Annotated in this window: 32 protein-coding genes and 1 riboswitch; of the genes, 15 read left to right on the top strand and 17 right to left on the bottom strand. The window is 39.5% G+C overall.

Going from position 1 to position 24,992, the window contains the following annotated elements; genetic code table 11:
* Positions 1–28: 28 nt before the first annotated feature.
* Positions 29–304 carry a YtzC family protein gene (locus ACQKEZ_RS00320; RefSeq protein WP_427297756.1) on the bottom strand — a complete coding sequence of 92 codons (276 nt, stop codon included), beginning with the start codon at positions 302–304 and terminating at the stop codon, positions 29–31.
* Positions 305–458: 154 nt separating this feature from the next.
* Here ACQKEZ_RS00320 and ACQKEZ_RS00315 point away from each other — a divergent pair, with 154 nt between their 5' ends.
* Positions 459–1,424 carry a TIGR01212 family radical SAM protein gene (locus tag ACQKEZ_RS00315; RefSeq protein WP_427297754.1) on the top strand — a complete coding sequence of 322 codons (966 nt, stop codon included), beginning with the start codon at positions 459–461 and terminating at the stop codon, positions 1,422–1,424.
* Positions 1,421–2,005, top strand: a complete 585-nt coding sequence (locus tag ACQKEZ_RS00310; protein WP_427297752.1) for a class I SAM-dependent methyltransferase — start codon at positions 1,421–1,423, stop codon at positions 2,003–2,005. The genes ACQKEZ_RS00315 and ACQKEZ_RS00310 overlap by 4 nt, the downstream gene beginning before the upstream one ends.
* 7 nt (positions 2,006–2,012) lie before the next feature.
* Here ACQKEZ_RS00310 and ACQKEZ_RS00305 read toward each other — a convergent pair whose 3' ends face one another.
* Complete coding sequence (locus ACQKEZ_RS00305; protein WP_427297750.1) at positions 2,013–3,092, bottom strand: tetraprenyl-beta-curcumene synthase family protein; 1,080 nt, start codon at positions 3,090–3,092, stop codon at positions 2,013–2,015.
* 22 nt (positions 3,093–3,114) lie between these two features.
* A complete protein-coding gene (locus ACQKEZ_RS00300; protein WP_427297748.1) occupies positions 3,115–3,894 on the bottom strand; it encodes a lysophospholipase in 780 nt (259 codons plus the stop codon).
* Between the two features lie 46 nt (positions 3,895–3,940).
* On the opposite strand from ACQKEZ_RS00300, the gene ACQKEZ_RS00295 reads away from it, so the two are divergent.
* Entirely contained in the window at positions 3,941–4,447 is a 507-nt protein-coding gene (locus tag ACQKEZ_RS00295) for a gamma carbonic anhydrase family protein (RefSeq protein WP_427297746.1), read from the top strand.
* Positions 4,448–4,595: 148 nt separating this feature from the next.
* On the opposite strand, the gene asnB is transcribed toward ACQKEZ_RS00295, so the two are convergent.
* Both asnB and metK read right to left on the bottom strand, forming a co-directional pair.
* Complete coding sequence (gene asnB, locus ACQKEZ_RS00290; RefSeq protein WP_427297744.1) at positions 4,596–6,494, bottom strand: asparagine synthase (glutamine-hydrolyzing); 1,899 nt, start codon at positions 6,492–6,494, stop codon at positions 4,596–4,598.
* A 154-nt stretch (positions 6,495–6,648) separates the two neighbouring features.
* Positions 6,649–7,851, bottom strand: a complete 1,203-nt coding sequence (gene metK, locus ACQKEZ_RS00285; protein WP_427297742.1) for a methionine adenosyltransferase — start codon at positions 7,849–7,851, stop codon at positions 6,649–6,651.
* A gap of 194 nt (positions 7,852–8,045) precedes the next feature.
* A riboswitch (SAM riboswitch) is annotated at positions 8,046–8,180 on the bottom strand.
* Positions 8,181–8,406: 226 nt separating this feature from the next.
* Here metK and pckA point away from each other — a divergent pair.
* A complete protein-coding gene (gene pckA, locus ACQKEZ_RS00280) occupies positions 8,407–9,993 on the top strand; it encodes a phosphoenolpyruvate carboxykinase (ATP) (protein ID WP_427297740.1) in 1,587 nt (528 codons plus the stop codon).
* 33 nt (positions 9,994–10,026) lie between these two features.
* On the opposite strand, the gene ACQKEZ_RS00275 is transcribed toward pckA, so the two are convergent.
* The 3 genes from ACQKEZ_RS00275 to ACQKEZ_RS00265 all read right to left on the bottom strand — a co-directional run bounded on the left by ACQKEZ_RS00275 (position 10,027) and on the right by ACQKEZ_RS00265 (position 11,623).
* Positions 10,027–10,269 (bottom strand): DUF2584 domain-containing protein, encoded by a 243-nt coding sequence (locus ACQKEZ_RS00275; RefSeq protein WP_427297738.1) that lies wholly within the window; start codon positions 10,267–10,269, stop codon positions 10,027–10,029.
* 39 nt (positions 10,270–10,308) lie between these two features.
* Positions 10,309–11,103, bottom strand: coding sequence for an alpha/beta hydrolase family protein (locus ACQKEZ_RS00270; RefSeq protein ID WP_427297736.1), 795 nt, complete (start codon positions 11,101–11,103; stop codon positions 10,309–10,311).
* A gap of 259 nt (positions 11,104–11,362) precedes the next feature.
* Positions 11,363–11,623, bottom strand: a complete 261-nt coding sequence (locus ACQKEZ_RS00265; protein ID WP_427297734.1) for a hypothetical protein — start codon at positions 11,621–11,623, stop codon at positions 11,363–11,365.
* A gap of 218 nt (positions 11,624–11,841) precedes the next feature.
* On the opposite strand from ACQKEZ_RS00265, the gene ACQKEZ_RS00260 reads away from it, so the two are divergent.
* Genes ACQKEZ_RS00260 through ACQKEZ_RS00250 form a run of 3 tightly spaced genes read left to right on the top strand, consistent with a single transcriptional unit; the run spans position 11,842 to position 14,416 of the window.
* Entirely contained in the window at positions 11,842–12,843 is a 1,002-nt protein-coding gene (locus ACQKEZ_RS00260; RefSeq protein ID WP_427297732.1) for an ABC transporter substrate-binding protein, read from the top strand.
* 15 nt (positions 12,844–12,858) lie between these two features.
* Positions 12,859–13,629: an ABC transporter ATP-binding protein gene (locus ACQKEZ_RS00255; RefSeq protein WP_427297730.1), complete on the top strand. Its 771-nt coding sequence runs from the start codon at positions 12,859–12,861 to the stop codon at positions 13,627–13,629.
* On the top strand, positions 13,616–14,416 hold the full coding sequence (locus ACQKEZ_RS00250; protein ID WP_427297728.1) for an ABC transporter permease: 801 nt from the start codon (positions 13,616–13,618) through the stop codon (positions 14,414–14,416). The genes ACQKEZ_RS00255 and ACQKEZ_RS00250 overlap by 14 nt, the downstream gene beginning before the upstream one ends.
* Positions 14,417–14,447: 31 nt before the next feature.
* Here the strand turns inward: ACQKEZ_RS00250 and ytkD are convergent, their stop codons facing one another.
* On the bottom strand, positions 14,448–14,924 hold the full coding sequence (gene ytkD / locus ACQKEZ_RS00245) for an RNA deprotection pyrophosphohydrolase (protein WP_427297726.1): 477 nt from the start codon (positions 14,922–14,924) through the stop codon (positions 14,448–14,450).
* Positions 14,925–15,175: 251 nt separating this feature from the next.
* On the opposite strand from ytkD, the gene ACQKEZ_RS00240 reads away from it, so the two are divergent.
* Complete coding sequence (locus ACQKEZ_RS00240; RefSeq protein ID WP_427297724.1) at positions 15,176–15,868, top strand: TerD family protein; 693 nt, start codon at positions 15,176–15,178, stop codon at positions 15,866–15,868.
* Between the two features lie 21 nt (positions 15,869–15,889).
* Positions 15,890–16,717: an AIM24 family protein gene (locus ACQKEZ_RS00235; protein ID WP_427297722.1), complete on the top strand. Its 828-nt coding sequence runs from the start codon at positions 15,890–15,892 to the stop codon at positions 16,715–16,717.
* A 33-nt stretch (positions 16,718–16,750) separates the two neighbouring features.
* Here the strand turns inward: ACQKEZ_RS00235 and ACQKEZ_RS00230 are convergent, their stop codons facing one another.
* The 4 genes from ACQKEZ_RS00230 to ACQKEZ_RS00215 form a co-directional block, all read right to left on the bottom strand.
* The gene (locus tag ACQKEZ_RS00230) at positions 16,751–17,059 is read right to left on the bottom strand and encodes a hydrolase (RefSeq protein ID WP_427297720.1); all 309 of its coding nucleotides are present in this window, start codon (positions 17,057–17,059) and stop codon (positions 16,751–16,753) included.
* 44 nt (positions 17,060–17,103) lie between these two features.
* On the bottom strand, positions 17,104–17,508 hold the full coding sequence (locus ACQKEZ_RS00225; protein ID WP_427297718.1) for a phage holin family protein: 405 nt from the start codon (positions 17,506–17,508) through the stop codon (positions 17,104–17,106).
* A gap of 128 nt (positions 17,509–17,636) precedes the next feature.
* A complete protein-coding gene (locus tag ACQKEZ_RS00220; RefSeq protein WP_427297716.1) occupies positions 17,637–17,834 on the bottom strand; it encodes a hypothetical protein in 198 nt (65 codons plus the stop codon).
* Between the two features lie 168 nt (positions 17,835–18,002).
* Complete coding sequence (locus ACQKEZ_RS00215; RefSeq protein WP_427297714.1) at positions 18,003–18,440, bottom strand: Dps family protein; 438 nt, start codon at positions 18,438–18,440, stop codon at positions 18,003–18,005.
* A gap of 133 nt (positions 18,441–18,573) precedes the next feature.
* Here ACQKEZ_RS00215 and ytzI point away from each other — a divergent pair, with 133 nt between their 5' ends.
* Positions 18,574–18,720 carry a YtzI protein gene (ytzI, locus tag ACQKEZ_RS00210; protein ID WP_427297712.1) on the top strand — a complete coding sequence of 49 codons (147 nt, stop codon included), beginning with the start codon at positions 18,574–18,576 and terminating at the stop codon, positions 18,718–18,720.
* 7 nt (positions 18,721–18,727) lie between these two features.
* Here ytzI and ACQKEZ_RS00205 read toward each other — a convergent pair whose 3' ends face one another.
* Together ACQKEZ_RS00205 and ACQKEZ_RS00200 are read right to left on the bottom strand one after the other, a co-directional pair.
* Positions 18,728–19,165 carry a FixH family protein gene (locus ACQKEZ_RS00205; protein ID WP_427297710.1) on the bottom strand — a complete coding sequence of 146 codons (438 nt, stop codon included), beginning with the start codon at positions 19,163–19,165 and terminating at the stop codon, positions 18,728–18,730.
* Between the two features lie 113 nt (positions 19,166–19,278).
* Positions 19,279–19,752, bottom strand: coding sequence for an S-ribosylhomocysteine lyase (locus ACQKEZ_RS00200; protein ID WP_427297708.1), 474 nt, complete (start codon positions 19,750–19,752; stop codon positions 19,279–19,281).
* Positions 19,753–19,881: 129 nt separating this feature from the next.
* Here ACQKEZ_RS00200 and yidD point away from each other — a divergent pair, with 129 nt between their 5' ends.
* The gene (gene yidD / locus ACQKEZ_RS00195; RefSeq protein ID WP_427297706.1) at positions 19,882–20,106 is read left to right on the top strand and encodes a membrane protein insertion efficiency factor YidD; all 225 of its coding nucleotides are present in this window, start codon (positions 19,882–19,884) and stop codon (positions 20,104–20,106) included.
* A 1-nt stretch (position 20,107) separates the two neighbouring features.
* Here yidD and ACQKEZ_RS00190 read toward each other — a convergent pair whose 3' ends face one another.
* Positions 20,108–20,677, bottom strand: a complete 570-nt coding sequence (locus ACQKEZ_RS00190) for a beta-class carbonic anhydrase (RefSeq protein WP_427297704.1) — start codon at positions 20,675–20,677, stop codon at positions 20,108–20,110.
* 214 nt (positions 20,678–20,891) lie between these two features.
* Between ACQKEZ_RS00190 and ACQKEZ_RS00185 the strand changes: the two genes are divergently transcribed.
* Complete coding sequence (locus tag ACQKEZ_RS00185) at positions 20,892–21,848, top strand: metal ABC transporter solute-binding protein, Zn/Mn family (RefSeq protein ID WP_427299271.1); 957 nt, start codon at positions 20,892–20,894, stop codon at positions 21,846–21,848.
* A gap of 82 nt (positions 21,849–21,930) precedes the next feature.
* Here the strand turns inward: ACQKEZ_RS00185 and ACQKEZ_RS00180 are convergent, their stop codons facing one another.
* Complete coding sequence (locus tag ACQKEZ_RS00180; protein ID WP_427297702.1) at positions 21,931–22,173, bottom strand: type B 50S ribosomal protein L31; 243 nt, start codon at positions 22,171–22,173, stop codon at positions 21,931–21,933.
* A gap of 178 nt (positions 22,174–22,351) precedes the next feature.
* On the opposite strand from ACQKEZ_RS00180, the gene ACQKEZ_RS00175 reads away from it, so the two are divergent.
* The 3 genes from ACQKEZ_RS00175 to ACQKEZ_RS00165 all read left to right on the top strand — a co-directional run bounded on the left by ACQKEZ_RS00175 (position 22,352) and on the right by ACQKEZ_RS00165 (position 24,986).
* Positions 22,352–23,683: a cytochrome ubiquinol oxidase subunit I gene (locus ACQKEZ_RS00175; RefSeq protein ID WP_427297700.1), complete on the top strand. Its 1,332-nt coding sequence runs from the start codon at positions 22,352–22,354 to the stop codon at positions 23,681–23,683.
* Between the two features lie 23 nt (positions 23,684–23,706).
* Positions 23,707–24,753 (top strand): cytochrome d ubiquinol oxidase subunit II, encoded by a 1,047-nt coding sequence (locus ACQKEZ_RS00170; protein ID WP_427299270.1) that lies wholly within the window; start codon positions 23,707–23,709, stop codon positions 24,751–24,753.
* A gap of 74 nt (positions 24,754–24,827) precedes the next feature.
* A complete protein-coding gene (locus tag ACQKEZ_RS00165) occupies positions 24,828–24,986 on the top strand; it encodes a DUF1540 domain-containing protein (RefSeq protein ID WP_427297698.1) in 159 nt (52 codons plus the stop codon).
* Positions 24,987–24,992: the final 6 nt, after the last annotated feature.

Below are 24,992 nucleotides of genomic sequence, written 5' to 3'. Positions count from 1 at the left end.
AAAAGATCCTTCTGTAAGGATCTACTTTCTACTCCAAATCATATGACATGCCTAAAATCATTTGGTTTTGAAGACTTTGTAATTGAACTCTTGCTCTATCTAAACGTTCTCGTTGCTGATCGTTCGCTACGTCTTTTAGCTTCTCCAATTCAATGACAGTCTCTTCAAGCATGAGCTGAGCCTTTGTAAAATCTTCTTCATAATAATGCTCCTGCCGAGAGCTTAATTCAAACTGTTCACTGGCAAATTCAAGCGTCTCTGTGCTTTTTTCGATAAATTCATCAATAGACTTTCTCGTTGCCATTTAGGATCCCTCCATTACAACTTTTATGTTCTCGCCTATTGTAACCAAGTTGAATGGATTTCAATAAAGAAAATGTTGGACAGATTCATTTGTCCTATGTCACGTTTTTTGTTACAATTTTAGGATGCCATTCTTACGTAAGGAGGTTACTGACTTGGATCAGCATAACCCTTTTTTATATTCAAATAGTGAAAAACGATATCACACTTGGAATTATCATCTGAGGAATCACTTCGGACACAAAGTATTTAAAGTCGCACTTGATGGTGGCTTTGATTGCCCGAATCGAGATGGCACTGTTGCCCATGGCGGCTGCACCTTTTGTAGTGCTGCAGGCTCTGGTGACTTTGCTGGAGACAGGGCAGATGATCTGGTCACACAATTTAATGATATTAAAGACCGCATGCACACAAAGTGGAAAGATGGAAAGTATATGGCGTATTTCCAAGCTTACACAAACACACATGCTCCCGTTTCAGTCTTAAGAGAAAAATATGAGACGGTTATGAACCTTGATGGTGTTGTTGGTTTATCCATTGCAACAAGACCTGACTGTTTACCTGATGATGTTGTCGAATATCTAGCCGAACTAAATGAACGGACATATCTATGGGTAGAACTTGGTCTACAAACCGTGCATGAACGAACAGCTATGCTCATTAACCGTGCCCACGATTATGAGTGCTATGTTGAAGGTGTAGAAAAATTAAGAAAACATGGCATTCGGGTGTGTTCACACATTATTAATGGCTTACCGCTTGAAAATCGCGACATGATGATGGAAACAGCGAAGGCTGTCGCGGATTTAGATGTTCAAGGAATTAAAATTCATTTACTTCACCTTCTTAAAGGAACTCCTATGGTGAAACAATATGAAAAAGGAAAGCTTCAATTTTTAAGCCAAGAAGAGTATGTACAACTTGTCTGTGACCAGCTTGAGATTTTACCGCCTGAAATGATTATTCACCGCATCACAGGTGACGGACCGATTGAATTGATGGTGGGTCCAATGTGGAGTGTGAATAAATGGGAAGTTCTTAATGCAATTAATAGCGAGCTTGAAAGACGTGGTAGCTATCAAGGGAAATTGTTCAAAAGAGCGGAAGAAGTCGCACGATGATTTTGAAACGAATGTTACCTTTTAGCAAGGAACTCCTTGAGCGTGCTTGCATAAAAGGCGATGTCGTTATTGATGCAACCATGGGAAACGGACACGATACCATATTTCTTGCAGATCTTGTCGGCCAAAATGGTCACGTCTACGCCTTTGACATCCAGCAAGAAGCCATTGCTCATACGCAAAATAGACTTGGAATACACTATCCCCAAGTCCACTTAATCCACGATGGTCACGAAGAGCTGTCAACCTATATCCCTGAATCATTTCAAGGACAAATTGCAGCCGCGGTGTTTAACCTTGGCTACCTACCAGGTGGAGACAAATCTGTGACCACAACTGCACAAACTACCATTAAAGCAATTAAACAACTGCTTCACTTGTTAAAACCTGAAGGGATCATTATACTCGTTATTTATCACGGACACCCTGAGGGCAAAATTGAAAAAGATGCACTACTCGCCTATTGTGAGTCCCTTGATCATGAGCTCGTGCAAGTGCTCTCATATCAATATGTGAATATCAAAAATGATCCGCCGTTTGTTGTAGCAATCGAAAAAAGCTCAAATCCTAAGTGGATTTGAGCTTTTTTTATGAGGTTTTGATCCACGGCATCTTCTGATATGTCCGATAGGCCCTGCCATTGATATAGAAAAAAAACGATGTTTTGCCACTTGTTTTGATGAGACGTTTTGCCAGTTTGTTCATTTCTTTTTGTGTTGTAACTTTATCGTCCGATAAATAAACAGCAAGCAGGCCTCTATTAATAAGCTTATGGAAATTTTCATGTGGAATACCTTTTAACTGTTCATCTGCTTTTTCAATAAAATGCTGTAGGCGTTCCATCATTTCCTGATGTGATGTGTAGTAAGAACAAAAATTCAAATCTCCGCCAAGGGCATCCTCTTCTTGATCAATTAAATAATCGAGTAAAATATGAAGGCCTTGAATGTAAGGAAAGTAACTATCGTAAATTTGCCTAGCTTGTTCCTTTGTAAAACTTGGCTGAAGAGAGTAGGCTACAAGACAGAAGATACCGAGCGTAGAGCCAGCACATGCTGAAAATTCATACCACTCCATTTTAGGCAAGCTTTCCTCATACTGGCGGAACCACGTTTCAAGACGTGGGACACGCTCATGTGGCACCACGTGCTTATGTACTTGCAGATCACTATAATATTCGCACAACCTCTGTAAATATGGACGAATGATGGGATAGTTTTCAATGCGCAAGAGAACCTTTTGACACGTGCTGACAAGTGCATGAAGGTAGCCGCTATCATTCTGATCCTCACGGAATTGATAATAAGGCTTCAGTTCTGCCTCTATATCCAGTGCATCCTTCATCGCCTGATGTAGCATATCAAAATCGGCCGGATCAAGTGACGTACTACGGTCACATAAATTGTCTAGGTAATCACTAATCGTTTGATACGCTACAATGAATTCAATACATGTCTCTTTTGCTTCTCCGGCTAAAAGTGAAAGGATCCCTCCTCCTTCACAATGAAATGTTTTACTCGTTATACTTGCGAGTGCCTGAGCTTTTAATTCTGGATTTTCAATTTGCTCTGCATGCTCTCGCCATTTCTTCAGTTCCTGATGAACAAGCGGAAAAATATCCTTATATATCTTTGTCATCAGTGCAAAAGGCCGCTCCGGTACTGACAAATCCTCCACCCCTAACTAACAATTAAATATATTGATCCGTAAAAGCTCTTGCTGCCTTAAACACATCTTCTCGTTCAGGTTCATTGAAAATCTCATGATACAGACCTTCCCATTCACGATATGATTTATTCAAAGATTCAATGCCATTAAACCATTTCAGCACTCTCGATTTATCGACAATTTTGTCGTCGCCTGCTTGCATCAACAAAAGCGGAATAGATGTAAAAGCATTTGTCGGCTGCATCGCTGCCTCTACATTCTTCACAAGCTCTCTATACCATCTGACAGATACCTTCGTCACATATAACGAATCATTTGAATCCGCTTCAATCACTTCTTGATTCCGCGTCGCCAATTCAATCGAAAGCCCGGACTCCACTTTAAAAGAAGGGGCAAGTACATTTAGCCCTTTTGATGCAATATCCATCATTTTCTTCGGTTTAAATTGCAGTCCTAAACAAGGTGATGATAAAATAAGTCCATCAATTCTTGTATGGGTATACTGCTTAACCCATTCGATTGAAACTAAACCACCCATACTATGACCGAGTAAAAAAGTCGGTAGCTTAAATGATTTGGCATGTTCAATCCACTCATCCAAGACATCAATGTATTCCTGAAAAGAGCGAATATGACCTCGTGCCCGTGTAGAGGTGCCTTGTCCAGGCAAATCTCCCATCACGACATGGTAGCCTGCATTACGCCACATTTCAATTAGCCATTTATAGCGGCCATGATATTCACTTGCACCATGTACAATGACGATAGTGCCAATTGGTCTTTCAGCGTGCCAAGTCCACAAAGTATACACCCCACAAAATGTTGTATTTAAGAAAGGAAGAGGAAAAATGCTATACCCTTATCATCATTTTAAACCTGAAATTCATGAAACCGTCTTTGTTGCAAATAACGCCACCATTACAGGTGATGTAGTGATCGGCGAATACTCAAGTGTTTGGTTTCAAACCGTCATTAGAGGGGATGTAGCTCCCGTCAGGATCGGAAAAAACGTGAACATTCAAGATTTATCTTGTCTTCATCAAAGCCCTGGAAAGACACTTCTCATCGAAGATGGTGCTACAATTGGACACCAAGTAACGTTACATAGCTCGATCATTCGAAAAAATGCGCTCATTGGGATGGGATCGATCATTCTTGATGGGGCGGAAATTGGTGAAGGTGCCTTTATTGGCGCAGGCAGCCTTGTCCCACAAGGAAAGATCATCCCAAAAGGCACACTTGCTTTCGGTCGGCCAGCCAAAGTCGTTCGTACCCTGACAGAAGAGGACATCCAAGATATGGACCGCATCCGTAGGGAGTATGTAGAAAAGGGCCAATTTTATAAATCCCTTTGATCACACTGTGACATTGCTCTTATCTTCACTTTATCATGTTTTTTTCAGGATATTAAGCAATAACTATATTCCGCTTCTTATTTTGCCCTGTTTTCTGCTTTCTATCATGCCAAAAAAGGTTTTCAGCTTAGGCTGAAAACCTTTTTTATTAGCTAAAAATGACTTCTTTAGGTTGATGGTTTAGCTGCTCTGGATCAATACTACGTTCCACATAAATGCTATGCCAAATCATAAAGATAAGCACTGTCCAGATTTTACGGCTATGATCCGCCTTGCCTGCACAATGGTCATTTAACAATTCAAAAACGTATTCCTTGTTAATATACTCGTCCGTTTGGCTATTTTTGATAATGTCTTTTGCCCACTCATTCATTTCATTTTTTAACCAGTGACGAATCGGAACTGGGAAACCAAGTTTTTTACGATGCAATACATGGTCTGGCACAATGCCTTCAGCCGCTTTGCGTAGTAAATATTTTGTTGTGCCGTCTTTCGTTTTGAGCTCTTCTGGAATTTTCGAAGCAGCTTCAAACACAACCTTATCTAAGAAAGGAACACGAAGCTCAAGAGAGTTCGCCATCGTCATTTTATCTGCTTTTAGCAGGATATCCCCACGCATCCATGTGTGAATATCCACATATTGCATTTTGTTGATATCGCTATAGCTTTGACTTTCTTCGAAATATTTCTTCGTCACGTCTCGGTATGTCACATTCGGATCATAGTGCTTTAACAAGCTTTTCTTGACCGGCTCTTCGAAGATTTTTGCATTTCCGATATAACGCTCTTCTAAAGGTGTACAGCCACGGATGATGAAGCTTTTTCCTTTCATCCCTTCAGGCATGATACGCGCAATACGAAGAAGAAGTTTTTTCAGCATGGCGGGAACAGATTCAAACGGTTTTAATGAAAGGGGTTCACGATAAATATTATACCCCCCAAACAGCTCGTCCGCTCCTTCACCAGATAAAACAACCGTTACTTGTTTTTTCGCTTCTTTTGCTACGAAATAAAGTGGAATCGCCGCTGGATCTGCAAGCGGATCATCTAAGTGCCAAACAATTTTCGGCAGTTCATTCATATATTCCTCTGGTGAGATCACTGCACTAAAGTTTTGCAGGCCTAACTTATCAGCCGTTTCCTTTGCTACATCTACTTCACTGAAGCCATCCTGCTGGAATCCAACAGAGAATGTTTTAAGCTCTGGGTGAAATTCTTTTGCAATAGATACAATGAAAGAAGAATCAATTCCACCTGAAAGGAAAGAACCAACAGGCACATCACTTCTCATATGTACCTTGACAGAATCATAGATCGCTTCTCGCACATCTTCAATTAATTGACTTTCAACTGTTTGAGCTGGTTTAAACTGTACTTTCCAGTAAGTTTTAAATTGAATATCTTGACCGGGGCGTAGTGTAAACTGATGTCCCGGCTCTACTTTGTGCACTTTTTCATCTAATGTGTTTGGCTCTGGAACGAATTGAAAGGACATATATTGTTGAAGAGAAGTTTGATCAAATGCAATATTTTCGTTCACTGCCATCAAGCTTTTGCGCTCAGATGCAAAGTAAACTTGATCATCTATTTGTGTAAAGTAAAGTGGTTTGATCCCGAATGGATCTCTTGCCCCATAGAGCAACTGCGCTTGTTTATCCCAAATTAAAAATGCAAACATTCCACGAAGCTTAGATGCTGCTTCTTCCTTATAATGACGGTATGTGGCAAGGAGCACTTCTGTATCGGAATCTGTTTTAAAAGTATAACCTTTTTTCACAAGCTCTTCTTTTAGTTCAACATAATTATAAATTTCCCCGTTAAAAATAATCCAGTAGTTCTCGTCTTCATATGAAAGCGGCTGTTTCCCGTTTTCAACATCTATAATACTTAAACGTCTAAATCCAAAACCTACATGTTCATCATGAAAATAGCCCTCATCGTCCGGACCACGGTGAACAATTAGACGATTCATTTGTTTAATTGTTTCTTCCTGTTCAGCAGTTTCGGACAATGGCAGGTGATTAAATACACCAACAAATCCACACATATGATTGCCTCCACGTTATGTTATTTCATATTAAGCCTATAATTAGACAGTTATTGTCTCATTTTCGTTTCACATTGAGGTCATTTTTTCACAAAATAATCCGTTCAGATTTCCCCAAAAGGAAAACCGCTTAAAATAAGCGGTTTTTATGATGTTATTCTCCTAATGCTTCCTTACGAAGTGTAGCTGCTTTATCTGTTTTTTCCCAAGGTAAATCTAAATCGTGACGACCAAAGTGTCCGTATGCAGCCGTTTGTTTATAAATTGGACGACGTAAATCAAGCATTTTGATAATACCAGCTGGTCTAAGATCAAAGTTTGCACGAACAACTTCAATCAATTTTTCTTCAGATGCTTTACCAGTTCCAAATGTGTCGATGGAAATGGAAACAGGCTGTGCTACACCAATTGCATAAGCAAGCTGTACTTCACAAGAATCTGCAAGACCGCTAGCCACAATGTTTTTCGCTACATAACGAGCTGCGTATGCCGCAGAGCGGTCTACTTTCGTTGCATCCTTACCTGAGAAAGCTCCGCCGCCATGACGAGCATAACCGCCATAAGTATCAACGATGATTTTACGACCAGTTAAACCAGCATCCCCTTGTGGCCCACCGATAACGAATCGACCTGTTGGGTTAATAAAATATTTTGTGTTCTCATCAATCAATTCACTTGGAACCACATGTTTGATGACATGCTCTTTCAAATCACTTTGAATTTGTTCAAGTGTCATCTCAGGTGCATGCTGTGTTGAAATGACGACGGTATCAATACGCACAGGTTTGTTATTTTCATCATATTCAACAGTTACCTGTGTTTTTCCATCAGGACGCAAATAAGCAAGTGTTTGATCCTTGCGTACTTCAGTCAAACGAAGAGACAGCTTATGCGCAAGAGAGATTGGAAGAGGCATCAGTTCTTCTGTTTCATTGTTCGCATAACCGAACATAAGACCTTGGTCACCAGCTCCGATTGCATCAATTTCTTCTTCTGTCATTGTCCCTTCACGCGCTTCAAGTGCTTTGTCAACACCTTGGGCAATATCAGCAGACTGCTCATCAATCGATGTAAGAACCGCACATGTTTCCGCATCAAAACCATATTTCGCACGTGTGTAGCCAATTTCCTTAATGGTGTCACGCACCGTTTTTGGAATATCGACGTAAGTAGATGTCGTAATCTCACCGCTTACTAAAACAAGACCGGTCGTAACAGAAGTTTCACAAGCAACACGTGCATTAGGGTCTTTCTTTAAAATTTCATCTAAAATACTGTCTGAAATTTGATCACAGATTTTATCTGGATGTCCTTCCGTAACTGACTCTGAAGTAAACAATCGACGATTTTGACTCATAATGGTTAATTCCTCCTGTACAAGACCACACCATCCCAAGATGAGGCCTTTCAAAATGATACGGAACTCGTTCCCTATTATATGAAAACGTTTATATAGAGATGTTATTGGCAATTTGTTCATATGATATCCCAAAAACAAAAAAACCATTTCCATCATTGTGAGGAAAGGGTCTGAGATATACATGCCTTTCACTCTTATCGCTCAAGGTTTAAATGACCTTGCATCAGGTTAGCACCTTGGTTTCTCGCTTGCTGTACTGACTTTTTCATCAGAAACCGGTTGCTGGGTTTCATTGGGCCTGTCCCTCCACCAGCTCGGGATAAGAGTATCCGTTCAATAAAATATCTTATCTTATACCCTCATGTGATGTCAATGCTTCTAAGGAATTATCTATCCCCTTTTTTACCTACTTAAATTGTATCACCAAGAAGCATGTTTTTATGGCAAAAATGAAAAAAAACACACAAAATAATTCAAATAGTATAGACTATTATTATCAATGTGTTATACTAATCGAAACAAACAAATTCAACGGTAAAGGAAGGGTTTTTTATGAACTCAGTGGATTTAAAAGAAGATTTACAAACACTACTTTCAGCAGAAAATACGCACCAAAATTTATCTGTTCCGAAGCTTGTTGAAAAAATTCTCGCACGTAATGAAGGAACTTTAACCTCTACGGGTGCTGTACGCGCCACTACAGGTGCATACACTGGGCGCTCGCCTAAAGATAAATTTATCGTCAAAGAAGCAAATTCTGAACATAAAATCGATTGGGGTAATGTGAACCAGCCGATCTCACCAGAAGCCTTTGACCGTCTTCATGCTAAGGTTGTGTCATACTTAAAGGAAAGAGATGAGCTGTTTGTATTTGACGGCTTCGCAGGTGCCGATGAAAGATACCGTATGCCAATCACTGTCGTCAACGAATTTGCATGGCACAATCTATTTGCCAAGCAGCTTTTTATCAGACCTGACGCATCAACACCAAAATCCGCTGAAAAACCATTTACAATTTTATCTGCACCACATTTTAAAGCAGATCCTGAAACAGATGGAACAAACTCTGAAACATTCATCATCGTATCCTTTGAAAAACGTACGATTCTCATCGGAGGTACAGAATATGCTGGAGAAATGAAAAAGTCTATTTTCTCTGTGATGAACTACCTGCTTCCTGAGCAAGATATCCTCTCTATGCACTGCTCTGCAAACGTGGGTCAAGGAGGAGACGTTGCTTTATTCTTCGGATTATCTGGTACAGGTAAAACAACACTTTCTGCGAATGCAAACCGTAAATTAATCGGTGATGATGAGCATGGTTGGTCAGGATCAGGTGTTTTCAACATTGAAGGTGGCTGCTATGCAAAATGTGTGAACCTGAGTGAAGAAAAGGAGCCACAAATTTTCAAAGCCATTCGTTTTGGTTCTGTTCTTGAAAATGTTGTCCTTGATGACGATACATGTGAAGCAGATTACGATGATACATTCTTTACAGAAAATACGCGTGCAGCTTACCCAATTGAAATGATCGACAATATTGTAAAACCTAGCATTGCAGGTCATCCATCTGCTATCGTATTCCTAACAGCTGACGCATTCGGTGTATTACCTCCTATCAGCCGTTTAACAAAAGAACAAGCTATGTACCATTTCCTTAGTGGTTACACAAGTAAACTAGCAGGTACGGAGCGCGGGGTCACTTCACCAGAAACGACCTTCTCTACTTGCTTCGGCTCACCATTTTTACCACTTCCAGCACATGTTTATGCTGAAATGCTTGGCAAAAAGATTGATGAGCATGGTGCAAAGGTATTCCTTGTAAACACAGGCTGGACTGGTGGCGGCTACGGCACTGGCAAACGAATGAATCTCGCTCACACAAGAGCAATGGTTCAAGCTGCAATTGAAGGTGATCTGGATCATGCAGAAATGGTCACAGATGACATCTTCGGTCTTCACATCCCGCTTCACATTCCAGGTGTGCCGGACGAAGTGCTTCAACCAGCCAAAACATGGGCAGATCCAGAAGCTTATAAAGAAAAAGCGCTCTTTTTAGCCAATGAATTCAAAAAGAACTTCACAAAATTCAGCAATGCATCAAATGACATCGAACAAAAAGGCGGACCACTCGTATAATGAAGAAAGCTGAGGAAAACATCCTCAGCTTTTTTAGTTCGTTGAATGTAAGGAAATGAGCCTATAAATCACCTTTGTCGCGTCATCTGCAAGCTCTAGTTTTTCCACTTGAGCCGTCCCTGTTTTTTCGCCATCTTTTGTTTTACGTACTTCTATCGGGATATTAATTGGATAAAGACGATATCCCTCTTTTATAAGTTCGAATACGTTTTCCTCAAGTCTTGTTTCTTTTCCTTTTGTTACAATCATTGTATTAAATTCTACAGGCATTCCCATCACGAAAATCCCCCTAACTTCTTTTTTCTCTATAAAGCTTTATTTTATCACATTTCCTCTTTTTCGGCTTTTCATCCATTCAGTTAGCCTTTTGACAATTTCTCTATTCTGTTTAGGCGGGATATAGTGATCATATTGGTCAAAGTACCACGTCTCCACAGATTTTCCGTACTTTTTTAGCGCTTCTTCAAATAGCAGGGCGTGCTCGATTGAAACATTCTCATCTCGTTTTCCATGAATTAAGAGCACAGGTGCTTGAATATGCCGTACTTCATCTAATGGTGTTCTTAGATCGTATTCATTCGGCACTTTTTGAGGCGCACCACCAATGACGCGTTTCATCATCCTTCGCATATCCACACGCTCTTCATAAGTGAGCCTCATATCACTCACGCCTCCCCATGATACAAGCGAGGCAGGCCCTTCTTTCATCTCAATCGCTGTCCAAATACCCATGATTCCTCCACGGGAAAAACCAAAAATATGAATGTGATCTCGTTTCACCTTTGGATGCTGTTTCAGCAGTTGGTATGCCGAAAAAGCATCTTGTCTGTCTTCTCCAGCAAAGTCTTCGTTTCCTTCTCCTCCTTGATTCCCGCGATAAAAAGGAGCAAACACAACAAAGCCTTGTGCTGCAAACTGGATGATCCTACCTGGTCTCACCATTCCGACACTTTTAATGCCCCCTCGCAAATACAAAAACCCATCATATGTGCCAGATGCAGCTGGTTCTGCTAACAAACCTTTAATACGCAGGCCATCTGCCCAATAGGTCACCGTATATAAATGGATATGCGGATGGGGTGAGGGAAACCTTCTTTTCTCGACAATCACACAATTTCTCTCCTTTTCCAAACTACTGATAACACTTTATGATCGCTCCCTAATATGCACCTGACTTCATTTGAAAATCTATTGGTGTTTGAACCGCTTCATATTCAACAGACTCTTCTATACCGAATAACCCTTTTTCAGCGAGCATTAATTTGATGTGAAGACTGTATGTCTCTTATAGAATGTCCCATTTTTGCTCATTTGTCACATAAGGCGCATTGGCAAACACAAATAAATGACTTCTTCCTTCACCACCACTTCAGAATGGCTTAGAAAAACCAGAATAGCAAATATACAATGGCGGGTCATTCGGAAGCTGTTTTCCCCTAAAAATATCATCAAACTCCTGCTCATCATTTGCTGAAAAAAAAACATTGTGATGAGAGGATTGCTCAGCACCTTCGGAATCGCAAACAAATAGGACAAAGCCAGTTCGAGATGGTTCAATTTTAGATATCTGATCATGCTGAACAGACGTGAACGGTTCAGCAACATGAGAAACAGTCCAATCGAATACCATCCTACAAACATCCAGCTGAGACTATACAACAGAACCGATCCTTCTCACTACTACCAATTTCAAGGTAACATATGCTCTTCCTCTAGTATAGAAAAAATGGCTTTCTCTATAAATAATAAATGTTCTTTCGCTCATCTAGGCACTCACCAAAATTCGCTTTTGACATACCTTATAAGTGATCAATACGAAAATCATAGAAGAAAAGGAGGCTTATGCACATGAATTATTCCATCAAAGTCAGACTGGCACTCATATTCATTGTCATGCTCTTCATCCCATTTGTCGCCTGTAACAAAGAGCAAGAACAAACAGTACGCGTTGCCGAGGTCACCCACTCTGTTTTTTATGCGCCTCTTTACGTTGCGCTATCTAAAGATTTTTTCAAAGAGGAAGGGCTTGATGTTGAAGTTAAAACAACATGGGGCGGTGACAAAACCATGACGGCGCTTTTATCAGGTGGAGCGGATATTGCGCTTACTGGCTCGGAATCCTCCATTTACGTAGAAGCTCAAGGCACGAAAGACTCTGTTATCAACTTTGCTCAGCTTACACAAACAGATGGTACTTTCCTCGTCTCCAGAGACAAGATCGATCATTTCACTTGGGATATGCTGAAAGGTAAAGCCTTTTTAGGACAACGTAAAGGCGGAATGCCACAAATGGTTGGTGAGTACGTTTTGAAACAGGAAGGCATTGACTTGAAAAACGATATTCAATTGATCCAAAATATTGATTTTGCAAATATATCTGGCGCGTTCTCCTCCGGCACAGGTGATTTTGTGCAATTATTTGAGCCGACAGCATCCTTAATCGAAAAAGAAGGTAAAGGATACATCACTGCCTCCTTTGGCGAAACTTCAGGAAAAGTACCCTATACGACCTTTATGGCAAAGAAAAGCTACTTAGCTCAAAACGAAGAAACGGCTGAGGCTTTTACAACCGCCATTTATAAAGCACAGCAATGGGTAGCATTAAACAGTGCTGCCGATATAGCAAAGGCCATTCAATCTCACTTTCCTGATACAGAGCTTGCGATTTTAAAAACGTCGATTGAACGCTATAAAAATCAGCATTCCTATGCAACCGATCCTCTTCTCAATCAAGAAGAATGGGATAAACTGCAAAAGATCATGAAAGCAAGCGATGAGTTACCTAAATTCATTCCATATGAACGACTCGTGAATCAAACCATTGCCAAGAAGGTCACAGACAACCATTAGAATAGGAGGTACCGCATGTCTTTCCTTCAAATTGACCATGTGACCCATACGTATTTCTCGTTAAAAGAAAAAACAACCGCAATCGAGCAAATTGATATTGATATCAACCAAGGAGAGTTTATTTCGTTTATCGGCCCAAGTGGATGCGGGAAAACAACCTTGCTCTCAATTATTGCTGGAATTACTTCACCATCTGAAGGGCGTATCCTCATTGAGGGGAAGGAACCGAATCAAAAGGAGCATCACATTGGCTATATGCTTCAACAAGATTACTTATTTCCTTGGAAAACGGTGAAAGAAAATGTCATTCTTGGTTTAAAAATTGCCAAACAAGATACAAAAGAGGCGATAGAACATGCATTATGCTTATTGCCAAAGCTTGGACTGCATGATGTTGAATCGAAATATCCAAAAGAATTATCTGGTGGGATGAGACAACGAGCTGCACTCGCTCGCACCCTGGCAGTAAATCCAGGCTTACTGCTACTCGATGAACCATTTTCTGCTTTAGACTATCAAACGAAGCTATCTCTGGAAGACCTCGTATTTCACACTTTAAAAAGCTATCAAAAAACAGCGGTTCTTGTAACACATGATATTGGTGAAGCCATTGCAATGAGTGACCGTATTTTTCTATTTTCAAAGCATCCTGGTACCATTCGTCGCATTTTTTCTGTCCCACAAGACCTCAAAAAGCTCAGTCCGTTTGAAGCAAGACAGTCCTCCACCTTTCAGGAGCTCTTTCAAACGATTTGGAAGGAGCTGAAGTCTGTTGAAGCACAATGATCTTTTGCATGAAGCCTATCGCCAAAAGCATCAAACGGAAAAACGACTCACTCGGTTCTATCAATTGATTATTTTTATTGCCTTCTTTTCTAGTTGGGAAATCGCCAGTCATTTTCGGTTGATTGATCCACTCATTTTCAGTTCACCATCTGCTGTCTGTCAGTTGTTTATTGAAAAACTCTCTGACGGCTCACTGATCAATCACATCAGCATCACTTTGTTTGAGACGATTTTCGGTTTTCTTCTAGGGACCTTTTGTGGGACACTTTTAGCCGCAGTTTTATGGTGGTCAACTAGACTAGCAAAAGTCCTTGACCCTTATCTAGTCATTTTAAATGCAATGCCAAAGGTGGCACTTGCACCCATATTAATTGTGGCACTTGGCCCCGGTATGATCAGTATCGTCGCTATGGGCGCCATTATTAGTGTCATTATCACAACCATTGTCATTTACACTGCTTTTCAGGAAGTCGATGAAAATTATTTAAAAGTGATGAAAACATTCGGTGCGAAAAAAGGGGTGGTTTTTCAAGAGGTGATCCTTCCTGCAAGTATTCCAACGATTATTTCTGCTGTTAAGGTAAACGTTGGTCTTTCATGGGTAGGTGTCATTGTTGGAGAATTTCTTGTGTCCTCTAAAGGACTGGGATATATGATTATTTACGGCTTTCAAGTATTTAATTTCACCCTTGTGTTTTTAAGTCTTTTTATTATCGCCGTCTTTGCGACGATCATGTACCAGCTTATTGAATGGCTAGAGCACCGATTAATCCAAAGAAAAGAATAATAAAAAGCGCAGCTCATACACTGCGCTTTTCTTAATGAAGAAATCCCTTTTTTTCTAAATAGGCCAGACTCAACCTGAGTACATCATCTTTCATAATAAAACTAAAGCTCTTATTTCTTGCGATAGACTTTGGTAAGTCAGTGAAAAGAACGGGTCCCTTCGTTTCATAATAGGTGTCTTGCTTCTCCAATTTCTCAATATCAGCAAAATATATATTCTTGACGATCACTTTTTCTCTACCAAGCACTTTATATTGACCAATATATGCTAACGTACGAACAACCGCACCTGTTTCTTCCTGAATCTCTCTAATAACGGCTTGATCTGCTTTTTCATCCAGCTCAACTTTACCGCCCGGAAACTCAAAACCTCGATCCTCGTGCTCAGTTAACAACCACTTTCCCTGATACCTGCAAATCGCCCAAACATGCTTAGGATCATTCGAAAATGGATTCTCATCAAAAGAGAGCTTGACCTTATTATGATAGTAGTCTTTAAATTCATGCATGTAAAATCCCTCATATCCTGTCCTTGCTTCTTGTAAAACATCATACCACAGATCACATTTTTCTGAAGATTTTTTATGAAAAGTGAAACAAATCTGCTATTCATTTTCGTCTTAATCACAATGGGCATAAATGCTAAAACGTTTTTATCATACCCAAAATAACAACACTTATCCGTGGAACCTTTACGTTTGTTCACACGTAATCCTAAAATATGATCTTTGCCTTCCATACATTCAAAGGAGGATACAGCATGGGGATACAAAATTGGCCTAAACCGAAAAAAAGCAGACAGCTAGGTGGACCTCATCCGCTTGCAAAGTCTGAGCAAAAGACGAGCCAACAGCCCATACAACACCAAAGCAAACCGAAACAAAAAACAGGCACAACATTAATCAAAGGACAAAAAATGGATCTAACCAAAGGAAATCCGAATTTAGACCAAATACACATCGGACTTGGATGGGATTTATCTGGACAACCCATTGATTTAGATACTGAGATTTTTTTATTAAATGAACAGGACAAGCTGATGACAACAGAACATCTCATTTTCTACAATAACAATCAAAGCAGTGATGGCTCTGTACGTCACCTTGGAGATAACAAACATGGCGGAGGCCTTGGCGATAATGAGACCATGATCATTCAATTGAGTAAAGTCTCACCTGATATTCACAAAATGATTGTTGCCGTGACAGTACATGACGCTCATCAGCAAGGTCATCATTTCGGACAAGTATCAAATGCTTATGTTCGCCTCTCTAATCAACTCAACCAACAAGAAATTTGCACATTTAATTTAACTGAAGATTACTCCCAATGTGCTTCTATCGTGTGCACGGAATTGTACCGTTATCAAGGGGAATGGAAAGTCAGTGCAAATGGAACAGGCACCACGATGGATTTAAAAGATTTATGCCGCCTATACGGACTAACATTTTAAGGAAACAAAGGAGCCGATCATATGAGTTTTTATTTTGATACAATTCAGGAGCTTACATTAAAGGCAGAAGGAAATGGCATATTTTTTGCAAAAAAAGGCGCCATGATTGCCGATCAAGGAAGCTTTAAATATAACAAACGACTGCTTGGGACAAATAAAGGAAGTATGGTCAGTCAAGTATTCAATCACATTAGCCGCAAGTTTACAGGTGAAAACCTTGAAATGATGGAAGTAAGTGGACAAGGCATATGTTATTTAGCGGATGCGAGTCAGCATGTGACTGTCATCAATCTTGAGCCAAATGGGCATTGGCAGTATGTGAATGTAGAAAGTGAAGATTTACTCGCATTTACTGACCAATGTCATTATGGTGTGACGCCAGTTGGAGTTGGAGTGTTATCACAAAAAGGTCTCTTCACCTCAAAGCTTTCCTATCAAGGTCATGGAGCACAAGTAGCCGTTAAAACGACTGGCAATCCGCTTATTTTAGAAGCACCATGCCGTGTCGATCCAGATGCCATTGTCGCTTGGACAGGAAAAGCGCCGAAGGTGAAACTTGATGTGAACTGGAAAACATTCATCGGACAAACCTCAGGCGAATCATATATGTTTGAATTTCAAGAACCAGGTCAGATTGTGATCGTCCAGCCGTTTGAGCGTCAAGCAGGATTGCGTGTTGGTCTTGATGACAATCGCTATCAAGCACAGTCACAAGGAAGTGCCTTCCATAATACAACTCAAGGCATCACAAACCAAACTACCCAGCAACATCACACGCAAGGACAACAAGTCAATAGTGGCAACGGCATTAGTGACCTGATTGGTGGTTTCTTAAATAACCGCAAGTAAAAAAGCATGTAGAAAAATCTCTACATGCTCTTTTCATGACATCAATCCATTTGTTTCAATAAAATCCTTCGTTTCATCATTTCCAAGTTGATAAATCAGATTGTATATGTTCTTTCTCGTACGATCCGTTTCATCATTTGGACTATCATAATGATATTCAACAAATGGCACATGTGCCCTGAAAAAACCCTTCCAATCTGACATATATAGCTGGTCAAAATAATCTCTAAGCTGCAAAATTTGATCATCGTCTGCTTCTATCTGAAATTGCCAAGAAGCCGCATCTCGATGCTGAGAAATTGATCCGTCTTGTACAGACACAAAGTATGTGTGAATACCCATGTTGTTCATCCTTTTTTCTTTTAGTATGACCAGCTTTGGGTAAATTACGGCTTTTTACGCAGTTTATTTTTTAATACCTCTAGTACATCTATAAATAATTGAGGAATCGGAATCCCAAGGGAACTTGCAGTCGATACAATTTGATACGATTCGTAGATAATATAAAACATGATCGCAACGTCCTTGATCATTCCACTTGTTTTCAGAATGACATCAAAGAAGTGAGCAACAGATATGAGCGAAAGTGTCACGATCTTACGAACAAGTCTTGTACAAAAAAGCCGAATCGTAAACCTTCGTATCACAGACTCCCTTAAGCTAGAGCACATCACTTCAATTCCCATTAATGTAACCAGCATCGTGAATAAATACCCTGCTCCACCAAACAGAAAACCGATAGCTGACAGACAAACTGTAAACAACGAAAAGATGCCCAAATCCTTGCTCACTAAGCATCAACATCCTTTCACAGTGGAACTCCCTGCATAAAATAGTATATGAATGTTGATGTGAATGGCTTGGACGACAGAAAAATAAGGCAAAAAAGCCATCTGCATGAGATGGCTTTTCTTCTTTCTTATACACGAACATCAATAAACTTTGCGTCAGAATCTTTCGGCTGAACTGTCTGGGCTTGTGGCTGCTGCTGAGCTTGATCGAGCATCACCATTGCCTGAGCGGCATTAGTCGCAAGTTGTGAATTAAGTAAACTGATATTAAGCGTCTTCTGAATACTCGCAACATGCTGACTCATCATTCCTGCAATAGAGGACATATTTTTTCACCCCCTTCGTTATTCTTTTCGGCTCAAAGCCCTATTATTTCAATGGGCAGTCTGGCACAAAAAGAAAAACTGCCCCAAATCAGGGACAGTTATACTCAATAAAGTAGGCAGGGTTAAAAAAAATACCGATAAAGATTCCATCGGTATTTCATCACAATATTACCCTAAAAATGCTTTAAGCATCCAATTATGTTTTTCAATTGATTGATGGATCGCAAGAAGCATATCACCAGTTGTTTCATCGCCTACTTCATCAGCTAAATCCATACCTTGTTTTAATTCTTCTGCAATATTTGTAAAATCATCATATAGGTTTTGTACCATTTGCTCTGCGGTTTCATTTCCCTGTGCTTCTTTAATGCTAGAGATTTCTAAACACTCTTTCATTGTCCCAACAGGCTGTCCATTTAAAGCGAGCATACGCTCTGCAAGATCGTCAATGTATGTGGCTGTTTCTGTATAAAGCTCCTCAAACTTTTCATGAAGGGTAAAGAAATCTTTTCCTTTTACATACCAATGATAATTATGTAATTTCACATACATGACTGTCCAATCTGCAACCTGCTTATTTACTGCACTTAACAACTTCTCTGACATTTGTCATTCCTCCTTATGTAATACCACGCTTAGTATAGGATTACCCTTTTTTATTATACTGAAACCTACTGTAGATTTCTTTTATTTTGACTGCATGAAATATATGTTAATATGGTGATAAGGAGGGAGAAATATGCTATTACTAGGGATCATTAGCTTTATCATTATCGCAATTGTATTGATTTTGTCTCTTTGGACAACGTCAAAGGCATATGAATATCAGCATAAAATTGACACACCGCCAGACTCCAAAAAAAATCATCGACCTAACCCAAAATAAAAGCGCTTCAATGATGTGATTTTGTCTCTTTTTTGGAGGAAGAACTACTGTCATCAACCTGCCCAACATTGATTTTAGTTTTTGGCATATTGTGCTGTTGCTTTGCTGTCACATGTACCTGTACAATATAAATCCCATCTTTCTTAAAAGTTGTATGTAGCTCATATACACCTTTATTCGTTTGTGACGGCTTGATCATGTTGCTGTTATCCTTATCGCCGTCCTTCCACACTTCAAATTCAACACTATCTGCGTCTTCAACAGGCGAATCGCCATATGTGACGGCTGCTTTAAATATAACGCTTTCATTTTGCTCAGCGTGTTCTGGCCCTGTAAGATCCACTTCTAATAGTTGAGGTGTTTCTTCTTGTTGGTTGCCAGTTGTTTGATTCCCACATGCACAAAGCATCAAAAGCATGAGAAGCATTCCTACTGTTTTTCGCATCAATGTTCCTCCTTTTTTACTTACATGTCTATTTTAACAAATATCCCCTTATTTGACATCTCGTCATAGATCATAAAAAAAGCCGGGCATATCTGATGCCCGGTCACTTCATATTATCCAAATACTTTTAATAGATCCGCTTGATCCTGAGCCAGCCAGAAACGCATGTAACGCTTTGCTCCTTCAAGATCATGCAACTTTGCCTGACCACATTGCTTTTCATTTGCAGCTGGAATCTCTGTAATTTCGACTGCATCTTTAAATGTCGCATCTAATAACTCAACAATCTCTTCAGGTGTTGGAGCTCCACTGACAACTAGGTAATATCCTGTTTGACAGCCCATCGGCGACACGTCGATAATATCAAAATGATCATATTTCTCTGAATGTGTTCTAATATTAAAAGCAAGCAAATGCTCTAAAGTATGAATCGTATCTGGCTTCATTGCCTGTTTATTCGGCTGACAAAAACGAATATCAAATTTATTTACTTCACCATCTGAACCCACTTTATGAACACCGCAATGACGAACATATGGTGCTTTCACTGCATTATGGTCAAGTTCAAAGCTTTCTACTGAAGGCATTTACAACCACTCCTAAAATTATGATTTTCTATATTGTAACATACTTCTCCGACCAGTTTAGTGTATAAAACTTCCCTTCCTTGTCCTTTTTTCTTATACTGTGAAGGACAACAAAAGGAGGCAATTGTATTGAAACGTATTTTTATCAGCATCATTCGCTTTTATCAAAAATTCATTTCACCCATCACCCCACCTTCATGCAGGTTTTATCCAACATGCTCAAACTATGGACTAGAAGCCATTAAAACACATGGTGCATTAAAAGGCGGCTGGCTGACGATAAAACGAATTGGTAAATGCCATCCATTTCATCCTGGCGGAGTCGATCTTGTCCCACCTAAAAAGGGAGAATAAATTATTTTAAATGATCATATCCATTCACAATCACATCCAGCTTTCCAGTCCCAGGGTCGATCACAAGACCATGAACCGGAACATCTGATGGCAGTAGTGGATGATGTGTTACTACAGACACACTGTCCCTCACGCTTTCTTCAACTGAATGAAAGCTCTTTAACCATTGCTCAAAGTCAATTCCTGAATACTCAAGAACTTCAATTCGTTTTTCAGGAATCCCACGCTCAATCGCCTTGTTCAAGATTGTGTTGCTGTCGATTTTGCTCATCCCACAATCATGATGACCAATGACATAAATTTCATCCGCATTTAATTCATATACAGCAACTAAAATACTGCGCATGATACTTCCAAACGGATGTGATACGAGGGCACCAGCGCTTTTTACAATTTTAATATCACCATTTCTCATGTTCATTGCTCGAGGCAAAAGCTCTACAAGGCGTGTATCCATACATGAAAGAACAACAGCTTTTTTCTGAGGGTACTTTGTTGTTGTGAATTCTTCATATTTTTTTTCATCTATAAATTGTTGATTGTATTCAATGATCTCATCTAAAAGTTTCATATGTGCTCCATTCCTTTTGCTGTTTTTAAAAATAAATATAGCATATTGGTCAAAATTTCGTCACGTTTTAATTTCAATTTTTAAATGGAAACAACTAATACACGAAATTATTTTATTTTACTCTTTTCAAATCGTAACAATTACGATACAATAACTCAGGGCATTAAATCGTAATCATTTCTATCTAATAGATTGAGAGGAGAATTTCTATATGATTAAAAAAACACTTTTCATTTTAACCACTGTACTACTAGCAATCGGTCTTGGCGCTTGTTCAAGCAGTACTGGTACAAATGCATCAAAAGGGAAAAATGACGGTAAATTAAAAATTTACACAACGATCTTCCCAATTCAAGATTTCACAAAAAAAATCGGCGGATCATTTGTGAATGCAACAAGTGTATATCCTGCTAATGCAGATGCACACAGTTTTGAACCTAGCTCAAAAACAATGGTTGACATGGCAGAAGGTGATGCTTTTATTTATAGCGGAACTGGTGCAGAAGCATTTGCCGAAAAAACAGCTTCTACTTTAAAGGAACAAGGGGTCAAAACGGTGAACGCCGCAAAAGGAATTACGCTACTATCCACACATGATGAACATGCACATGAAGAAGAGGATGATCATGAAGGTCATGATCACGGAGACAAAGATCCACATGCTTGGTTAGACCCTGTACTTGCTGAGCAAATGGCAAAAAACATCAAAGATACTCTCGTTTCTCTTGATCCTGATCATAAAAAAGAATATACAAAAAACTATGAAAAACTAAAAAAAGAATTACAATCACTAGATAAAAATTTCAAAACAACACTCGATCAAGCAAAACATAAAGAAATCCTTGTATCACATGCTGCATACGGATATTGGGAAAAGCGGTATGGTATCGAACAAATTAGTGTACTGGGACTTTCCGCATCTGAAGAGCCATCTCAAAAACAACTGGAGAATATTGTGAAACAAGCTGAAAAACATCATATCAAGTATGTTATTTTTGAAAACAATGTAAGCAGTAAAGTATCTGACACCATTCGAAGTGAGATTGGTGCGAAAAGCTTAACATTGAAAAACCTTGAATCTATCACCGAAGAAGATACTAAAAGTGGTGAAAGTTATGTTAGCTTAATGAAAGAAAACCTTGCCACATTAAAAACTGCATTAAACGATTAATTTCACTCCCCTGCTATGTACATTGCAGGGGTTTTTGATTACACAAAAAAAAGCGCCTCATATGTTGAGCGCTTTTTCATTTTTACATTTGATATTTTTTCTTAAACTGTTCAGCTCGTCCGCCTTTTTCTCCGAATTTTTGGCGACCTGTATAAAAAGGATGCGTATCAGAGCTTGTCTCTACTTTAATCACCGAATACGTTTTTCCATCCTCCCAATCAATCGCTTCATTTGAGGTTTTTGTCGAGTTACTTAAAAAGCTGTACCCGCTATTAACGTCCATAAATACAACTTCGTGTGTTGTTGGGTGAATATTTCTTTTCATGATGTATTCTCCTTTCGCTTTAGACAAAACGTAATAATTACGCTTTGTATTTTTATCTTATCCTCTTCTCATCCACTTGTCAAAAAACAAGCTTTCTTATTCAGGAAGAATAATCTAATACTGGTGGAGAATAATAAGCCCATTACGACAGATGCGAATAGAAAGGCGGAGAAGGAAAATGACTGATTTGGTTTTAGCAAGAAGCCTTTTTGGTACAACCATGGGTTTTCACATCATCTATGCCTCATTAGGTGTCGGCATTCCACTGATGATCCTGTTAGCTGAACTCATCTTTCAAAAAACAAAGGATCCCCATTATGCCATTATGGCAAAGCGCTGGACAAAGGCACAGGCAGTCTTACTAGGTGTGGCAATTCCAACTGGCACCATTGCTGGCACCCAGCTTGCTCTTTTATGGCCAGGCTTTATGGAGGTTATTGGGAAAGTCATGTCACTCCCATTCCAAATCGAGATTTATGCTTTTTTTATTGAAGCTTTGTTTATGTCCATTTATGTTTATGCGGCTGACCGATTATCTCCTGTTATGCGCATTATCACCGTCATTTTTGTCGTCATTGGCGCAGCAGCTTCCGCAGTCTTGATTACAAATGTACACGCCTTTGAAGGAACTCCAGCGGGATTTAAAATGGTGAATGGAGAAATAACCGATATTCATCCGTGGAAAGCATTTTTTAATCCTAGCTTCGTCGTGACAGCTACACATGTTGTCGTGTCCGCTTTTACAACGGGTGCCTTTGTCATCGCTTCTGTTGCTGCGTTTAAGATGCTGAAAACAAGAAACAACGAAAAACTATATACATTTCATCGCAAGGCACTCTTTTTAGGTCTTATTGTTGGTGGAATTTTCTCTTTCATCACGGCTTTAAATGGGCATGAATCTGCTCAGCTTCTTTATAAATACCAGCCTGAAAAATTAGCAGGTGCTGAAGGATTATTTGAAACACAGTCACATGCACCGCTTGCCATCGGCGGCTTTACTGATGCCAAAACCCAAGAAATTAAAGGTGCCATTGAAATCCCTTGGGCACTGAGCTTCCTTGCGGGTAATAGCTTTGACACCGTTGTGAAAGGTCTCAATGAATTTCCTAAAGATGAATGGCCACCTCTATTTATACACACGTTGTTCAATGGCATGGTCATCATCGGCTCAATTTTGATTTTATTTGGCGTCTTAGCATTCTTTTACCGAAAAATTTTAAAGCGTGAGCACTATCCGAAATGGCTGTTGTTCCTCTTTCTGTTTGGGGGACCGCTCAGTCTACTTGCCATTGAATTCGGCTGGATTTTTGCATGTACAGGAAGACAGCCTTGGGTCATCTACCACATGCTAAAGACCTCGGAAGTCGTTACATCTTCCGGATCAATCGGGACATTATTTGTATTGTTTGCGATTGTCTATCTCATTTTAGGCATTGCAACTGTGTTTGTCTTAACGCACTACTTTAGAAAGCATTCGATTGAAGAAGACTTACGGCTAGCAGAATCATAAAAAAAGGAGCGATCATGATGCAAATGGGTATCACAACTGATGCGCTCATTGCGATCACCATTTTATGGGGATTCGTTTTTATATACGCAGTGATGGCATCAATGGATTTTGGCGCAGGTTTTTGGTCAATGTTATATATGAATAAAGAGCAAACGAAGGCAGCAAACATCGCAAATAAATATCTCTCCCCAACATGGGAAGTAACAAACGTATTTATTGTGGCAATTGTCGTCGCTTTGTTCAGTCTTTTTCCAGGAGCTACTTTTGTATTAGGAACAGTTCTTTTAATTCCCGGAAGCATAATCTTATTGCTTTTGGCAGTCCGAAGTGGTTTTCTCGTTTTTTCACATTCACTTGCGAAAAAGTATCGAAAGATTGTTACTTATATTTCTGGAATTAGTGGATTTATCATTCCATCTATTTTAATCATGGTTCTTCCGATTACTCATGGTGGATTTATTTTCAAAGAAAATGGTGTTTATACACTAGATCTTGGCCTAGTGTTTACAAGTGCCAACGTGTACTCGTTTATCGGCTTTGCTATTTTTAGTACCCTATTCCTTTCTTCATTACTTCTAGCCGACTTTTCCAATGTCGCAGGTGAAGATGAGGCTTACAGCATTTATAGAAAGGGTGCACTGTTAACAGGACCTCTTTCTCTCTTGATGGCATTTTTTATTATGCTTACGTTACGTAGTGAAGCAAATTGGCTCTACAGTAAAATGATTCAAAATATACCTATTTTACTGATTTCACTGCTGATGTTTTTACTTGCCGGTGTTGCATTGCTATTGCCAAGCAGTCGATTTAAACATCGTAAAGGTAAACCTCGGCTTGCTGTCATTGCGATTACAACACAATATTTGTTAGCAAGTTATGTGTATGGTCACGCACATTTGCCATACATGGCATATCCCGATATTACAATCATGTCAGGTTTTACAGACCCCGCGACATTTAGAGCGTTATTTATTACGTATATCGTGGGCTTCATCATTTTATTTCCGGGTTTTTATTATTTTTGGAAATTGTTCATGAAGGACAAACGCTATATCCGTCAGGAAGACTGACTAGCATGAATGCAGTCCACCTATTTAGGTTACATTATAAATGAATCATATACGTAAGGGAGGAGGTTATGATCATGAATCAAAAGATACTTTGTGAAGTAAATAACTGTTCCTACTGGGATTCTGGAAATCGTTGTACAGCAGATGCTATTTATGTTGTTAGTCACACAGGAGACACCGCTGAAAAAAGTGAGGAAACAGACTGTAAAACGTTCAAACCTCAATATCTTTAAACTTGT

The sequence above is a fragment of the Bacillus sp. NPDC077027 genome (assembly GCF_050269555.1).
In the GTDB taxonomy this organism is placed as follows: Bacteria; Bacillota; Bacilli; order Bacillales; family Bacillaceae; genus Bacillus.
The sequence above is the reverse complement of the archived record's forward strand: the minus strand, read 5'-3'. Positions and strand labels throughout refer to the sequence as shown.

Coding starts and splice junctions, on each gene's coding strand:
- ACQKEZ_RS00200 (WP_427297708.1), bottom strand. CDS start 19,752: ATGCCTTCAGTAGAAAGCTTTGAACTTGACCATAATGCAGTGAAAGCA.
- ACQKEZ_RS00320 (WP_427297756.1), bottom strand. CDS start 304: ATGGCAACGAGAAAGTCTATTGATGAATTTATCGAAAAAAGCACAGAG.
- pckA (WP_427297740.1), top strand. CDS start 8,407: ATGAACTCAGTGGATTTAAAAGAAGATTTACAAACACTACTTTCAGCA.
- ACQKEZ_RS00275 (WP_427297738.1), bottom strand. CDS start 10,269: ATGGGAATGCCTGTAGAATTTAATACAATGATTGTAACAAAAGGAAAA.
- ACQKEZ_RS00310 (WP_427297752.1), top strand. CDS start 1,421: ATGATTTTGAAACGAATGTTACCTTTTAGCAAGGAACTCCTTGAGCGT.
- ACQKEZ_RS00230 (WP_427297720.1), bottom strand. CDS start 17,059: ATGGGTATTCACACATACTTTGTGTCTGTACAAGACGGATCAATTTCT.
- ACQKEZ_RS00255 (WP_427297730.1), top strand. CDS start 12,859: ATGTCTTTCCTTCAAATTGACCATGTGACCCATACGTATTTCTCGTTA.
- ACQKEZ_RS00240 (WP_427297724.1), top strand. CDS start 15,176: ATGGGGATACAAAATTGGCCTAAACCGAAAAAAAGCAGACAGCTAGGT.
- ACQKEZ_RS00265 (WP_427297734.1), bottom strand. CDS start 11,623: ATGGTATTCGATTGGACTGTTTCTCATGTTGCTGAACCGTTCACGTCT.
- ACQKEZ_RS00235 (WP_427297722.1), top strand. CDS start 15,890: ATGAGTTTTTATTTTGATACAATTCAGGAGCTTACATTAAAGGCAGAA.
- ACQKEZ_RS00215 (WP_427297714.1), bottom strand. CDS start 18,440: ATGTCAGAGAAGTTGTTAAGTGCAGTAAATAAGCAGGTTGCAGATTGG.
- ACQKEZ_RS00165 (WP_427297698.1), top strand. CDS start 24,828: ATGAATCAAAAGATACTTTGTGAAGTAAATAACTGTTCCTACTGGGAT.
- ACQKEZ_RS00180 (WP_427297702.1), bottom strand. CDS start 22,173: ATGAAAAGAAATATTCACCCAACAACACACGAAGTTGTATTTATGGAC.
- ACQKEZ_RS00190 (WP_427297704.1), bottom strand. CDS start 20,677: ATGAAACTTTTAGATGAGATCATTGAATACAATCAACAATTTATAGAT.
- ytzI (WP_427297712.1), top strand. CDS start 18,574: ATGCTATTACTAGGGATCATTAGCTTTATCATTATCGCAATTGTATTG.
- ACQKEZ_RS00205 (WP_427297710.1), bottom strand. CDS start 19,165: ATGCGAAAAACAGTAGGAATGCTTCTCATGCTTTTGATGCTTTGTGCA.
- metK (WP_427297742.1), bottom strand. CDS start 7,851: ATGAGTCAAAATCGTCGATTGTTTACTTCAGAGTCAGTTACGGAAGGA.
- ACQKEZ_RS00220 (WP_427297716.1), bottom strand. CDS start 17,834: ATGTCCTCTATTGCAGGAATGATGAGTCAGCATGTTGCGAGTATTCAG.
- ACQKEZ_RS00295 (WP_427297746.1), top strand. CDS start 3,941: ATGCTATACCCTTATCATCATTTTAAACCTGAAATTCATGAAACCGTC.
- ACQKEZ_RS00175 (WP_427297700.1), top strand. CDS start 22,352: ATGACTGATTTGGTTTTAGCAAGAAGCCTTTTTGGTACAACCATGGGT.
- ACQKEZ_RS00260 (WP_427297732.1), top strand. CDS start 11,842: ATGAATTATTCCATCAAAGTCAGACTGGCACTCATATTCATTGTCATG.
- asnB (WP_427297744.1), bottom strand. CDS start 6,494: ATGTGTGGATTTGTTGGTGTATTTAATCACCTGCCATTGTCCGAAACT.
- ACQKEZ_RS00170 (WP_427299270.1), top strand. CDS start 23,707: ATGGGTATCACAACTGATGCGCTCATTGCGATCACCATTTTATGGGGA.
- ytkD (WP_427297726.1), bottom strand. CDS start 14,924: ATGCATGAATTTAAAGACTACTATCATAATAAGGTCAAGCTCTCTTTT.